At 72.9% G+C, this 14,511-nt stretch carries 7 protein-coding genes and 1 pseudogene; 6 read left to right on the plus strand and 2 right to left on the minus strand.

Features of this window, described 5'->3' with window-relative positions; genetic code table 11:
• Positions 1 to 451: 451 nt before the first annotated feature.
• The 5 genes and pseudogenes from ACIP4O_RS14575 to serA all read left to right on the plus strand — a co-directional run.
• A pseudogene (locus ACIP4O_RS14575) lies at positions 452 to 3,232 on the plus strand (putative bifunctional diguanylate cyclase/phosphodiesterase); the annotation flags it as partial.
• 1,429 nt (positions 3,233 to 4,661) lie between these two features.
• Complete coding sequence (locus tag ACIP4O_RS14580; RefSeq protein ID WP_401574794.1) at positions 4,662 to 6,542, plus strand: acetolactate synthase large subunit; 1,881 nt, start codon at positions 4,662 to 4,664, stop codon at positions 6,540 to 6,542.
• 27 nt (positions 6,543 to 6,569) lie between these two features.
• A complete protein-coding gene (ilvN, locus tag ACIP4O_RS14585; RefSeq protein ID WP_009068835.1) occupies positions 6,570 to 7,094 on the plus strand; it encodes an acetolactate synthase small subunit in 525 nt (174 codons plus the stop codon).
• A gap of 307 nt (positions 7,095 to 7,401) precedes the next feature.
• Positions 7,402 to 8,400: a ketol-acid reductoisomerase gene (ilvC, locus tag ACIP4O_RS14590; protein ID WP_401574795.1), complete on the plus strand. Its 999-nt coding sequence runs from the start codon at positions 7,402 to 7,404 to the stop codon at positions 8,398 to 8,400.
• Between the two features lie 314 nt (positions 8,401 to 8,714).
• A complete protein-coding gene (gene serA / locus ACIP4O_RS14595) occupies positions 8,715 to 10,310 on the plus strand; it encodes a phosphoglycerate dehydrogenase (protein WP_093587132.1) in 1,596 nt (531 codons plus the stop codon).
• A 268-nt stretch (positions 10,311 to 10,578) separates the two neighbouring features.
• Here the strand turns inward: serA and ACIP4O_RS14600 are convergent, their stop codons facing one another.
• Complete coding sequence (locus ACIP4O_RS14600) at positions 10,579 to 12,255, minus strand: MFS transporter (RefSeq protein ID WP_401574796.1); 1,677 nt, start codon at positions 12,253 to 12,255, stop codon at positions 10,579 to 10,581.
• A 164-nt stretch (positions 12,256 to 12,419) separates the two neighbouring features.
• Between ACIP4O_RS14600 and ACIP4O_RS14605 the strand changes: the two genes are divergently transcribed.
• Positions 12,420 to 13,010 carry a TetR/AcrR family transcriptional regulator gene (locus ACIP4O_RS14605; RefSeq protein ID WP_401574797.1) on the plus strand — a complete coding sequence of 197 codons (591 nt, stop codon included), beginning with the start codon at positions 12,420 to 12,422 and terminating at the stop codon, positions 13,008 to 13,010.
• A gap of 502 nt (positions 13,011 to 13,512) precedes the next feature.
• Here the strand turns inward: ACIP4O_RS14605 and ACIP4O_RS14610 are convergent.
• Entirely contained in the window at positions 13,513 to 14,493 is a 981-nt protein-coding gene (locus ACIP4O_RS14610; RefSeq protein ID WP_401574798.1) for a DUF6879 family protein, read from the minus strand.
• Positions 14,494 to 14,511: the final 18 nt, after the last annotated feature.

The following is a 14,511-nucleotide window of genomic DNA, read 5'->3' on the forward strand; positions in this document are numbered from 1 at the left end:
CGGGCGTGCTTGTTCCGTTCCGGCCCCCCGTGGGTGGTTTTCGCCCCACCATGGGTCGGGAACGGAACCAGCGGACCGGCTACCGGCACGTACCGCGCACGCATCGCCCCGTACCGTAGGCGACGCATCCGGATAGTCACAGAGAGTAGAGATACTATGTCGCTCTGTGACGGTTCTGGTGTATCGTCGGCGCAGGGGTGCCGTCGCGGACGGTGACGGTGCCGGGGACGAGCCGCCGGGCGGCCGGGCCGAGGACGCCGGAGACAGGGACACCGAGGGGGCGACGGGGCATGCGGGGCCTTGAGACACGGCAGCCGAGCACGTACGGGGCGCGGCCGACACAGCGCGGGGTCCGCCCCGCACCGCGCGGCGGGCGCGAGCCGCTGCCCGGACGCACCGCCTCCTGCCCCTCCACCGGACGGGTCCTCATCCCGCCCACAGGAGCGGTCCGGTGAACGCCCGCCAGGCCGTGCGCGGCGCGAGCCCCGGTGCCGGCGCGGACCCCGGGCAACGCGGGCCCAGGCGTCCCGCGCCCGGCCTCGTGGGCCAGCTCCTGCTCGCCCTCCTCAGCGCCGGGTACGCCGTCGGCGCGGTCCTCGGCTGGGGCTCGCCCAGGGTCGCCGCCTTCATGGGCGACTTCGGGCTGAGCCTCGCCGGGGTCGTCGCCTGCGTCTCCTGCGTGCTCTACGCGCGCCGCGGCCGCACCCGCTTCCGGCCCGCCTGGCTCCTCTTCGCCTTCTCCTCGGTGATGGCCGCGGGGGGCAACGCGGTCTGGGGCTGGTACGAGGTCGTCCTCCAGCAGAGCGTGCCCGTCCCCGGTCTCGCCGACCTCTTCTTCCTCCTCTTCGCCCCACCCGCCATCGTCGGGCTCCTCGTGCTCGCCAAACGACCCGTCACCCGCGCGGGCTGGGCCTGCCTCGCGCTCGACTCCTGGCTCATCGGCGGCTCGCTCCTCACGCTCTCCTGGAGCCTCGCGCTCGCCCACACGACGCAGTTCCGCGGCGAGAGCGTGCCCCGCGCGGCGCTCTCGCTCGCGTACCCGCTCCTCGACATCGCGCTCGTCTCGATGGTGCTCGCCCTGCACTTCAAGCGCTCCGCGGCGGGCAGGTTCGCGATCAACACGGCCGTCGGCGCCTTCGCCCTCACGGTGCTGTGCGACGCGCTCTTCACCTCGCCGCTGCTGCGCGACAGCTACCGCTCGGGGCAGTTGCTCGACGCGGGCTGGTTCGCGGGCTCGCTGCTCCTCGCGTACGCGCCCTGGGTCCGTTCCACGCGGCGCGCCCCGGCCGAGGAACCGGTCAGGACCCCACCACCGACGCGCGCGCGCGTCAGCACCTTCGCCGCGCTCACCCCGTATCTCGCGGCCGCCGTCTGCACCCTCGGCCTCCTCTACAGCGCCGTCAACGCCCCCAGCGTCGACCGCGTCGTGCTCATCACCGCCTGCACCGTCGTGCTCGCCCTCGTCCTGCGCCAGGGCATCATGCTCGTCGACAACATCTCCCTCACGCGGGAACTGGCCCACAAGGAGGAGCACTTCAGGTCGCTCGTCCAGGGCTCCAGCGACGTCATCATGATCGTCGCGCCCAGCGGGGTGCTGCGGTACGTGAGTCCGGCGGCGAGCGGCGTCTACGGGCGGGAGGCGGAGTCCATGCTCGGCTGCGAGCTCGCCTCCCTCATCCACCCCGAGGACCTCGGCCAAGTCGTCCACGAGATCCGCCGGTTCCTCGCCGCCGACCCGGCCTCCGAGCCCACGACGCGCATCGAGTGCCGCTTCAAGTCCGGCTGCGGCGACTGGCTCAACGTCGAGTCCACCGTCAACCGCCTGCACGGCGGCCTCATCCTCAACAGCCGCGACGTCACCGAACGCGTCCGTCTCCAGGCCCAGCTCCAGCACAACGCCGAGCACGACCCGCTCACCGACCTGCCCAACCGGGCCCTCTTCACCCGCCGCGTGCGCCGCGCGCTCAAGGGCCGCCGCAGCGGTGACACCGGCGTCGCCGTGCTCTTCATCGACCTCGACGGCTTCAAGGGCGTCAACGATTCCATCGGCCACCAGGCGGGCGACGAACTCCTCGTCCAGGCCGCCCGCAGGCTCCACGAGTCGGTGCGCTCGGGGGACACCGCCGCCAGGCTCGGCGGCGACGAGTTCGCCGCCCTCATCGTCGGCGACGGCAACCGGGACGCCGCCGCCCGCGAGCAGCAGATCAAGGACCTCGCCGAACGGCTCCGCGTCGCCCTCTCGCTCCCGTACTCCATCGAGGGCCAGGACGTGCGCATCGCCGCGTCGATCGGTGTCGCCTTCGCAGAGAACGGCCTGGGCGCGGGCGAGTTGCTGCGCAACGCCGACCTCGCGATGTACCGCGCGAAGGGCCTCGGCAAGGACCGCGTCGAGCTGTACGTCCCCCAGCTCCAGACCGACGCCGCGCGCCGCACAGCCCTCGCCGGGCGACTGCGCACGGCCCTCGACGAGGGCGAGTTCGCGCTCCTGCACCAGCCCGTCGTGTGCCTCCACACCGGTGCCGTCGACGTCGTCACCGCCGAGGCCCGCTGGCGCTCCGCGCAGGGCATCCTCTTCACGCCGGAGGAGTTCCTGCGCGGCCCCGGCGACGGCGAACGCGGCGGAGCGCTCGGCCGCTGGCTGCTCGGCGAGGCCGTCGCGCAGGCCGCCGAGCGCCGCGGCGAGGGCCACACGACACCCGTCTCGGTGCGGCTCGGGGCTCGCGCGCTGCTCGACCGGGCCACGCCGCTCACCTCCGTCGAAGCGCTGCTCACGCGGTACGCGCTGCCCTCGGGCGCCCTCCAGATCGCGGTGCGCCTCGACGACCCCCGCGTCCCGCTCGAAGCCCTCGAACGGCGTCTCAACGTGCTGCGCAGGCTCGGCGTACGGGTCGGGCTCGACGGCTTCGGCGCGGGTCACGCCACGATCGAGGCGCTGCGCCGCCTCCCCGTCGACGCGCTCACCCTCGACCGCGGTCTCGTCGGAGGAGTCGTCGACTCGGCCCGGCACTACAAGATCACCGCCGGGGTGCTGAGGATCGCCACCGACCTCGGCCTCTACACCGTCGCCGAGGGCGTCGACCGCGCCGAACAGGTCACCGTCCTCCAGGCCCTCGGCTGTACCCACGCGCAGGGCCTCGCCTTCTCCGGGCCGCTCGACGAGCACCGACTGCGGCGGGCACTCGCGCACGGCACCTACCCGCTGCCCGGCCGGCGCCCCGAGCCGGTACGGGCCGCCGTCGCCCGCCCCTCGCTCAACGCCCTCGCACGTCCCGTACGGCACACGAGTGCCGCGCACCACGCGGGCACCGGGCCCCTCGTCCCCACCGCCGTCCCCGTCCAGGTCCGCCCCGCGCACACGACCCGCACACCCCCCGCCGGCACCCCCGTGGCCGTCCGCCCGGGCGCCCAGCGCTCCGCGCACGCGCTGCCAGAGCTCGTCACCGAGGCGGCGCCCCGGCTCGCCGGGACGCCGTGGGCGGACCACACGGGGCGCGCGCCGCTGCCGGACACCGGGGCGCGCGACCATGTGGCGGGGGCGACGGGCCCGGGCGTGCTCGCGGTCGGCGGGGGAGTCACCGCGGGCGAGGCCGCCGTGGCGGAGGCGGTGGCGGGGCAGGACTCCGGCGCCATCTACACGGGAGCCGCGGCGCTGGCGCCGGGGGAGCCGTGGGGGCCACCCACCGGAACGAGGACGGGTCCCCCGGGGCGCGTGATCGCCGCGACGGCGACGGAGCTGCGCGCGGCGCTGGCGGAGGCGGGTGCCGCACCGTTGACCACCGCACCGCCGTTCACGACCCCACCGTCCACGGCCACCCCGTCCCCAGCCTCCGTCTCCGCCGGGACCGTCCCCCTCCAGCCCTCCGGCCCCGGAGAGGGCGAGGCCGCCCCGCCCGCTCCCGCGTCCGCGCTCACGGCCTCGGGGCTCGGCGACGTGCAGCCCGTACGCACCTGGCCCGCCGTCGGCGCACGGCCACCGGTGGTGCCGGTGGTCCTCGTGCCGGGAGTGCTGCCACCCGGCCTCACGGAGGCGGTGTCGGCGGCCGGGAGCGGGCTCGCCGCGCTGCTCGGCAAACGGCCCGGTGAGCGGCGCTCCGGGACCCGTACCGCCGCCGAGGGAGCGGGCACCGCACAGCCGGACGCCCCCACGTCCCCGCAGTAAGCGGCCACGGCGGGGCGCCGGCGCGGGGCCCGCCCCACCCCGCCCGCGCCCACCTCGCCCCGCCCGCGCCACCTCCCGACCGATACGCGCCCCTCACGCCCCCGCCGTCCGCATGCTGGTACGTGGCCTTCGCCACCTCGGCGCCGACGCCCCGCCCGGCCCGAGCGGGCTGCCTTTCGCGCGGCCTCGCCGGGGCACGTCCCGCGCCCCCTCCGATGACCACATCGTGAGATCCACATCCCATCGGCTTGACAGTTGACAGCCGCTGGGAGGAGGGTCACTGCCATGCGCACCCGAATTCTCGTACTTGGACAGCGCGTCGGCTGAAGCCGGAGAACGAACTCCGGCACCCGCACCGACGCGCTCCCCTCGCTTGCCACCCGGCACGAGGGGTTTTTTGTTGCACAGGCGCCCGCCGGGCCGGCCCCCGCCGCCGCGCGAACCACCACGAAACGCACCCGCCCACCCGTACCGAGAACTCAGCACCGAGAAGAGAATGCCGATGACCGAGCAGGCCACCGGGGCCCCGCATCCGCAGCCGCGGCCCCGTTCCGGCGGACAGCAGTCCGGACGCGTCGAGCGCGTGACGGGTGCGCAGTCCCTCATCCGCTCCCTTGAAGAGGTCGGGGCCGACACGGTCTTCGGCATCCCGGGCGGCACGATCCTCCCCGCGTACGACCCGATGATGGACTCGACCCGCGTGCGGCACATCCTGGTGCGCCACGAGCAGGGCGCGGGCCACGCCGCGACCGGTTACGCGCAGGCCACCGGCAAGGTCGGCGTCTGCATGGCCACCTCGGGCCCCGGCGCGACCAACCTCGTCACGCCGATCGCCGACGCCAACATGGACTCGGTGCCCCTCGTCGCCATCACCGGGCAGGTCGCCTCGGCCGCCATCGGCACGGACGCCTTCCAGGAGGCGGACATCGTCGGCATCACGATGCCCGTCACGAAGCACAGCTTCCTCATCACCAAGGCCGAGGACATCCCGCACGCCATCGCCGAGGCGTTCCACATCGCCTCGACCGGCCGCCCGGGCCCCGTCCTCGTCGACATCGCCAAGGACGCGCTCCAGGCCGACACCACCTTCAGCTGGCCGCCGACCCAGGACCTGCCCGGCTACCGCCCCGTGACGAAGCCGCACGCCAAGCAGATCCGCGAGGCCGCCCGGCTCATCAGCGCCGCCAAGCGCCCCGTGCTCTACGTCGGCGGCGGCGTCCTGAAGGCGCGCGCGACCGCCGAGCTGAAGGTCCTCGCCGAACTCACCGGGGCCCCCGTCACGACGACGCTGATGGCCCTCGGCGCCTTCCCCGACAGCCACCCCCAGCACGTCGGCATGCCCGGGATGCACGGCAGTGTCACCGCCGTCACCGCGCTCCAGAAGGCCGATCTCATCGTCGCGCTCGGCGCCCGCTTCGACGACCGCGTCACCGGCAAGCTCGACAGCTTCGCGCCGCTCGCGAAGATCGTGCACGCCGACATCGACCCCGCCGAGATCGGCAAGAACCGCACCGCGGACGTCCCGATCGTCGGCGACGCGCGGGAGGTCATCGCCGACCTCGTGCAGGCCGTCCAGAGCGAGCACGCGGCGGGCAACAAGGGCGACCTGACCGCGTGGTGGACCGACCTCGACCGCTGGCGCGAGACGTACCCGCTCGGCTACGAGCAGCCCGTGGACGGCACCCTGTCGCCCCAGCAGGTCATCGAGCGCATCGGCACCCTCGCCCCCGACGACACGATCTTCACCGCGGGCGTCGGCCAGCACCAGATGTGGGCCGCGCACTTCATCGAGCACGAGAAGCCCGCGACCTGGCTCAACTCCGGTGGCGCCGGGACCATGGGCTACGCGGTCCCCGCCGCGATGGGCGCGAAGGCCGGACAGCCCGGACGCACCGTGTGGGCGATCGACGGTGACGGCTGCTTCCAGATGACCAATCAGGAACTGACCACCTGCGCCCTCAACAACATCCCGATCAAGGTCGCCGTCATCAACAACGGCGCCCTCGGCATGGTGCGGCAGTGGCAGACCCTCTTCTACAACCAGCGCTACTCGAACACGGTCCTCGCCGGTGACCCGACCGGCACCGACACCGCCGTGCCCGGCCAGCGCGACGGCGCGCCCCGGCCCGCCGGCACGCGCGTCCCCGACTTCGTCAAGCTCGCCGAGGCCATGGGCTGCGTCGCCCTGCGCTGCGAGGACCCGAGCGAGCTGGACGCGGTGATCGCGAAGGCCAACTCCATCAACGACCGCCCCGTCGTCGTCGACTTCATCGTCCACCAGGACGCGATGGTGTGGCCCATGGTCGCCGCCGGCACGTCCAACGACGACATCATGGCCGCCCTCGGGGTCCGCCCCGACTTCGGCGACGCCGCCGACGACTGAGACGGAAGAGCAGAAACGCACATGAACATGTCCAAGCACACGCTCTCCGTCCTGGTGGAGAACAAGCCGGGCGTCCTCGCCCGCATCACCTCCCTCTTCTCCCGCCGCGGGTTCAACATCGACTCGCTCGCGGTGGGTACCACCGAGCACCCCGACATCTCCCGCATCACCATCGTGGTCAATGTCGAGGAACTCCCCCTGGAACAGGTCACCAAGCAGCTCAACAAGCTGGTCAACGTCCTCAAGATCGTGGAGCTGGAACCCGGCTCCGCGATCCACCGGGAGCTGGTCCTGGTGAAGGTCAGGGCCGACAACGAGACCCGTTCGCAGATCGTCGAGATCGTCCAGCTCTTCCGCGCGAAGACCGTGGACGTCTCGCCGGACGCCGTCACCATCGAGGCGACCGGCTCCAGTGACAAGCTGGAGGCCATGCTGAAGATGCTCGAACACTTCGGCATCAAGGAGCTCGTCCAGTCCGGCACCATCGCCGTCGGGCGCGGCGGACGGTCCATCACCGACCGCTCCCTGCGCGCCCTGGACCGCAGCGCCTGAGCGGCGGGCGACCGCCGCACCGGCCACGAGGCGGCGCGGGGGCCCGGACCGCATCCAGGTGCCGGACCCGATGACGCCTCGCCCGGCTTCGTACCGTACGAAAAAGTGCGCGACCCGCACCCGTACGCGCACGAGCCACCAGGACGTACCCCCGCGCGCGTGACCCGCGCACAGGTCTCCTTCGCACCACCCCGTCTCGCCCCGCGCGCCGGTCCCCGCCGGCGTTCGTATCCCGAGACCCGAGCACACACCAGACGGACCCCGCCGTACGGTGGGACGCACCATCCGCATACAAGGAGATAAACCAGTGGCCGAGCTGTTCTACGACGACGACGCAGACCTGTCCATCATCCAGGGCCGGAAGGTCGCGGTCCTCGGTTACGGCAGCCAGGGGCACGCGCACGCGCTCTCGCTGCGCGACTCGGGCGTCGACGTGCGGGTCGGTCTGCACGAGGGCTCCAAGTCCAGGGCGAAGGCCGAGGAGCAGGGCCTCACCGTCCTGAGCCCCGCCGAGGCGAGCGCCTGGGCCGACGTGATCATGATCCTCGTGCCGGACCCGATCCAGGGCAAGATCTACGAGGAGTCCGTCAAGGACAACCTCAACGACGGCGACGCCCTCTTCTTCGGCCACGGCTTCAACATCCGCTTCGGCTTCGTCAAGCCGCCGGCCGGTGTCGACGTCTGCATGGTCGCCCCCAAGGGCCCCGGGCACCTCGTGCGCCGCCAGTACGAGGAGGGTCGCGGCGTCCCGTGCATCGCGGCCGTCGAGCAGGACGCGACCGGTAAGGCCTTCGACCTCGCCCTCTCGTACGCGAAGGCGATCGGCGGCACCCGCGCCGGCGTCATCAAGACGACCTTCACCGAGGAGACCGAGACCGACCTCTTCGGCGAGCAGGCCGTGCTCTGCGGTGGCACCGCGGCGCTCGTCAAGGCGGGCTTCGAGACGCTCGTCGAGGCCGGTTACCAGCCGGAGATCGCCTACTTCGAGTGCATGCACGAGCTGAAGCTCATCGTCGACCTCATGTACGAGGGCGGCCTGGAGAAGATGCGCTGGTCCATCTCCGAGACCGCCGAGTGGGGCGACTACGTCTCCGGTCCGCGCATCATCACGGACCAGACCAAGGCCGAGATGAAGAAGATCCTCGGCGAGATCCAGGACGGCAGCTTCGCCAACACCTGGATGAAGGAGTATGAGTCGGGCCTGCCGAAGTACAACGAGTACAAGAAGGCCGACGAGCAGCACCTCCTGGAGACCACCGGCAAGGAGCTGCGCAAGCTCATGAGCTGGGTCGACGAAGAGGTCTGAGCTCCCCGCCCCGCCGCCGGGCGGGTGTGACGGCGGCGGGGACCGGGCGACCGGTCCCCGCCGCCGTAGGGGACGAGCGGGGGCGAGGGGTCCGCGGGAGGCACCCGAAGCGGACGTACGTGCTATGGACACGTAGTCCAATCCCGAACGGGTGAACCCTCCGTACGGGCGGATTCAGCCCCCGAGCGCACCACTAGACTGCACTCCCATACGCGTCAGGCCCACAGTGTCGTGCGTCTTCCACGCGGCCAGAACCCCCTCCACCGCATGCGGCCGTCGGGACGGCCGTCCGCATAGGACTTGTGAGGACACACGTGAGCGCGCAAGACAAGCCTGTCGTACTGATCGCCGAGGAACTCAGCCCCGCCACGGTCGACGCCCTCGGCCCCGACTTCGAGATCCGTCACTGCGACGGCGCCGACCGGGCCCAGCTCCTTCCGGCCCTCGCCGAGGTCGACGCGGTGCTGATCCGCTCGGCGACGAAGATCGACGCGGAGGCCGTGGCGGCGGCGCCGAAACTCAAGGTCGTCGCTCGCGCGGGCGTCGGCCTGGACAACGTCGACGTCTCCGCCGCCACCAAGGCCGGCGTCATGGTCGTCAACGCCCCGACCTCGAACATCGTGACCGCGGCCGAGCTGGCCTGCGGTCTCCTCATCGCCACGGCGCGCAACATCCCGCAGGCGAGCCAGGCGCTCAAGGGCGGCGAGTGGAAGCGCTCGAAGTACACGGGCGTCGAGCTGGCCGAGAAGACCCTCGGCGTCGTCGGCCTCGGCCGCATCGGCGTCCTCGTCGCGCAGCGCATGTCCGCCTTCGGTATGAAGGTCGTCGCGTACGACCCGTACGTGCAGCCGGCGCGCGCCGCGCAGATGGGCGTCAAGCTCCTCACCCTCGACGAGTTGCTGGAGGTCGCGGACTTCATCACCGTGCACCTGCCCAAGACCCCCGAGACGCTCGGTCTCATCGGCGACGAGGCGCTGCACAAGGTCAAGCCCTCGGTGCGCATCGTCAACGCCGCGCGCGGCGGCATCGTCGACGAGGAGGCGCTCGCCTCCGCGCTCAAGGAGGGCCGCGTCGCGGGCGCCGGGCTCGACGTGTACACCAAGGAGCCGTGCACCGACTCGCCGCTCTTCCAGTTCGACCAGGTCGTGTGCACCCCGCACCTCGGCGCCTCGACCGACGAGGCCCAGGAGAAGGCCGGGATCGCCGTCGCGAAGTCCGTGCGCCTCGCGCTCGCCGGTGAACTCGTCCCCGACGCGGTCAACGTGCAGGGCGGCGTCATCGCCGAGGACGTCAAGCCGGGCCTGCCGCTCGCCGAGCGCCTCGGCCGCATCTTCACCGCGCTCGCGGGCGAGGTCGCGGTCCGTCTCGACGTCGAGGTCTACGGCGAGATCACGCAGCACGACGTCAAGGTGCTCGAACTCTCCGCGCTCAAGGGCGTCTTCGAGGACGTCGTCGCGGAGACCGTGTCGTACGTCAACGCGCCGCTCTTCGCGCAGGAGCGCGGCGTCGAGGTCCGCCTGACCACCAGCTCGGAGTCCCCCGACCACCGCAACCTCGTGACGGTGCGCGGCACGCTCGGCGACGGCGGCGAGGTCGCGGTCTCGGGCACGCTCGCCGGTCCCAAGCACCTCCAGAAGATCGTCGCGATCGGCGAGCACACCGTCGACCTCGCCCTCGCCGACCACATGGTCGTACTGCGCTACGCCGACCGTCCCGGCGTCGTCGGCACCGTGGGCCGCGTCCTCGGCGAGTCCGGCATCAACATCGCGGGCATGCAGGTCTCGCGCGCCGAGGAGGGCGGCGAGGCCCTCGCGGTCCTCACGGTCGACGACTCGGTCCCCGCGGACGTCCTCGCGGAGGTCGCGCAGGAGACCGGCGCGACGTCGGCGCGCGCTGTCGACCTGACCTGATCCGGCCGAGGGGCGGCCTGATCCGGCCGAGGTGCGGCCGCCCGTCGCGGCGCCCCTCCCGCACGGAGCGTGAAGGGCCCGCTGCCCCCCGCCTGACGGCGGTGGGGGAGCGGGCCCTTCGGCATGAGGGTGGGTCTCGGGCGGGCGCGGATCTCGTGAGGGGAGCGGAACTCCGGCGGGTGGGGGGCTGTACGGGGTGCCGGACGTGCGTGGGGTGCGGGGTCCCTGCGTGGTGCGGAGCGTGTGCGGGGCGTGTGCGAGGCGCGGATCACGGGTCTTCGGGCAGCGGCGGTACGGGGGCGGGGGCGGCTTCCCTCGGTGCGGGGACCGGGGAGGCGTCCGGCGCGGGCCGCGCGGGGGCGGGGTCGCCCTCGGCCTCGTGCGTACCGCCGCCCCCGTGCGTACCGCTGTCCCCGGCCGTGCCCCTGTCGCGCAGGGCGAGCGCGGCGCCCGCCGCGCAGAGGAGGAAGAGCGCGGCGCAGGTCCACGCCGCGACGTGCATCCCGGAGACGAAGGCCTCGCGAGCCGTGCGCAGGAGCGCGGCGCCCCGCTCCCCGCCGAGACGCGTCGCGTGGGCCACGGCGCCGCCGAGTGTTTCGCGGGCGCTGTCGGGGAGGCCGCCCTGTCCGGCGTCCGTGACGGCGGCGCGGTAGCACGTCGTGGCGAGGGAGCCGAGCGTCGCGAGGCCGAGCGCGCCGCCGAACTCCTGGCCGGTCTCCCACAGCGCCGATGCGGTGCCGGCGCGTTCGACCGGGACGGCGCCCAGTGCGAGGTCGGTGAGTTGCGAGAGCGCGGTCACGACGCCCACGGCGAGCAGCCCCGCGGCGGTCAGGACGAGTGCGAGCGAGTCGGTGCCGAGCAGCGCGAGCACCGCCATGCCGCTCGCGCTCAGTACGAACCCCGCGGCGACGACGCGACCGCGCGGGACGCCGCGCTGCACGAGCGCCGTCACGACAGGGGCGGCCGCGCCGATCGGCACCGAGGGCACGAGGCTCCACAACGCGGCCTCCAAGGCGCTCAGTCCGAGGACCGACTGGAGGTACTGCGTCGTGAAGAACGAGGCGCCCATCATCCCGAAGGCCGCGAGCGTGCCGAGGACGAGCCCGCCCCGGTAGCCGCGGATTCTCAGGAGCGCCGGGGGCACCATCGGCCGCGCGGCGGTGCGCTGCCTGCGGACGAAGAGGGCCAGGAAAACGAGTCCGGCGGCGAGCGCGAGGGCGTAGGAGGGGCGCATCCCGTTCCCGGGGATCTCCTTGAGCGCCCACACCAGGGGCAGGACGGCCGCGAGCGAGAGCGGCACGCTCGGCAGGTCGAACTTCCCGCCCTCAGGGTCGCGGTACTCGGGGATGAGGAGGGGCGCGAGGATCAGCAGCAGCAGCATCGCGGGCAGGTTGACGAGGAAGACGGAGCCCCACCAGTAGTGCTCCACCAGGACGCCGCTGACGACCGAGCCGAGCGCGATACCGCCCGTCAGGACCGCCGTCCACGCGCCGATCGCACAGGCCCGCTGCTTCGCGTCCTGGAAGAGGACCCGGAGCAGGCCCATCGTCGAGGGCATGAGCGTCGCGCCGCCGACGCCGAGCACGGCGCGCGCGGCGATCAGCATCTCCGGGCTCGTCGCGTACGCCGCCGCCGCGCTCGCCGCGCCGAACGCGGCGGCACCGCACAGCAGGAGCCTGCGGCGCCCGATCCGGTCGCCGAGCGAGCCCATCGTGAGGAGGAGTCCGGCGAGCAGGAAGCCGTAGACGTCGTAGATCCACAGCTGTTCGGTGCCGCTCGGGGCGAGGTCGGCGTTGATGGCCGGGACCGCGAAGAAGAGGACGGACGTGTCCATCGCGACCATGAGGAGGGCGAGGAGGAGGACGGTGAAGGCGGCCCACTCGCGGCGGCCCGCGCGGAGTGCCGGTTCCGGGAGGTGTGCCGGGGCCAGGTGTTCTGAGGTCATGGGAAGGACGCTAGGAGGGTTCTATACAGCCGTCTATGACGAACGTATAGGACGGTTGTTTAATACGTCTGTCTCATACGTGCGTCTACGTGTTGTGGCGTACGAGGTCCGCACATCTGTACAAGCGTCTGTGACGGGCGTCAGAACATCGCTACGCTGCCCGCATGGGACACCGTGAGGATCTGCTCGAAGGCGCCAAACGCTGCTTGCTGGACAAGGGGTTCGCCGCGACGACGGCGCGCGACATCGTGCGGGAATCGGGAGCGAACCTCGCCTCCATCGGTTACCACTACGGCTCGAAGGACGCGCTGCTCGGCCGTGCCTACGTCGCGCTCGTGGAGGAGATCGACCTGGGCGGGGCGGAGGAGTGGCCGGGGGTCGAGGCGCCGCCCGGCTCGCTCGCGCACTTCCGCGCGCGGTGGGAGTCGGTGCTCGCGGCGTTCCCGGCGCAGCGTCCTCTGTGGCGGCTCAGTTTCGAGATGGCTCTCTTCGGTGACCGCTGGCCGGACGCGCGCGACGTGCTCGTCGCCGCGCAGCCCGCCGGGCGTTCGGGACTCCTCGCGGCCTTCTCCGGACTCGACGAGGACTCGCTGCCCCCCGAACTCGTCGACACCGAGGGGCGCCTCCACCTGACGCTGCTCAACGGCCTCACCCTCCAGTGGCTCTTCGACCCCGATTCGGCGACGACGGCGGAGGCCCTGACGGAGGGGATGCGGAGCTTCCTGGCGCGGGTCTCGGAGTACGGGGAGGACTGACGGCGGGCCGCCCGGGCGCGACGGCCCCGCGTCGCGCGGGGGTGGCGTGACGCCGCGTGCGGGCGACGCGTGCGAGGGCCGCGTATGGACGTTACGTCGGGTGCGCGCGGCACGTCGGGTGCGGGCCCCACGTCGCGTGCGCGCGGAACGTCGCGTGTGCGCGGAACGTCGCGTGTGCGCGGCACGTCGCGTGCGCGCGGAACGTCGCGTGTGCGCGGCACGTCGCGTGCGGGCCCCACGTCGCGTGCGCGCGTCGCGTCGCGTGGCGCGTCACGTCGCGTCGCGTAGCGCGTCACGTCGCGTACGGCGTCACGTCGCGTACCGGGCCACGTCGCGTACGGCCCCCACGTCCTGCGCGCCCGTCACGTACCGGCGCGGCGGACGGCAGGGCGGCGGCACGCGACGTAGCGACCTCACGCCCCGTCCTGCCCCCGTACTACCCCTGCCCTCGTGCCCGTGCTGCCCCGCCCCCCGTGCCCCCACGCAGTCCACCCCCGCCCCCTCACCCCTCCTCCGTCGCCGCCTCGTCGCGCAAGTGCCAGCCGAGCTGGAAGCGGGTGGCCGCGCCCGTGCGGTCCATCATGCGGCGGATGCGGCGGTGGACGGTGCGGACGGAGGTGTTGATGCGCTGGGCTATCGCCTCGTCGGTGAGGCCGGCGAGCATGAGCGACTGGATCGCGCGGTCGTCCTCGCCCCGGGAGTGGCCGTTGAGCGGCCGGGCGCGCTGCCAGACCTGTTCGAAGAGGGCGGTGAGCGCGGCGACGACGCCGGGGGCGTGGACGATCGCCGCGTGTGCGGCGATGCCCTCGGGGTCCGGGTGGAGGGGCAGCAGCGCGTGTTCGCGGTCCACGACGACGAGCTTGGTCGGGACCTCCGCGGCGACCCGTACCTCCTCGCCCAGCGAGACGCCGAGCGTGAGCAGGGAGAGGTCCTGCTCGACGACGGCCGGTTCGACGACCACGCGGATGCGGACGCCGCGTTCGATGGCGGTCAGCTCGGCGGGGTTGTCCTCGCGCCGCACCGCGACGGCGGGGCCCTTGCTGAGGTTGAGGACCTCGCGCTTCGCTCCGCGCTGGAGCTGGAGGAAGCGGTGCCGGATGTTCTCCGGGCCGTGCACGACCTCCAGGCTGTCCCCGCTGCCGCGCCGGGCGACGGTGGTGCGGTACGAGGCGTCGAGCCGGGCGATCTCGGCCGAGACGGCGCGCAGTTCGTCCTGGCGCACCGCGAGCAGCGCCCCGAGCGCGAGTTGCGGCGGAGCCGGTTCCCACCACAGGGCCTCGGCGCGCCCCGCTCCGAGCCGGGTCACCAGTCCCGCCCTGCGCAGTTCCTCCAACGTGGCGACGACGCGGGGGAGTTCGAGGGCACAGGTCTGCGCGAGGGCCTCGGCCGTGGCCGTACCGGCTTCGACGAGGTGCCGGTAGATGGACTCTTGTGACCGGTTGAGATCGAGATTGTGCAGCACTTTTCCCTGTTTCGTCCCCATCCCCGTCATCACCTGTCC

The organism is Streptomyces sp. NPDC088923, assembly GCF_044749745.1.
Lineage (GTDB): Bacteria > Actinomycetota > Actinomycetes > Streptomycetales > Streptomycetaceae > Streptomyces.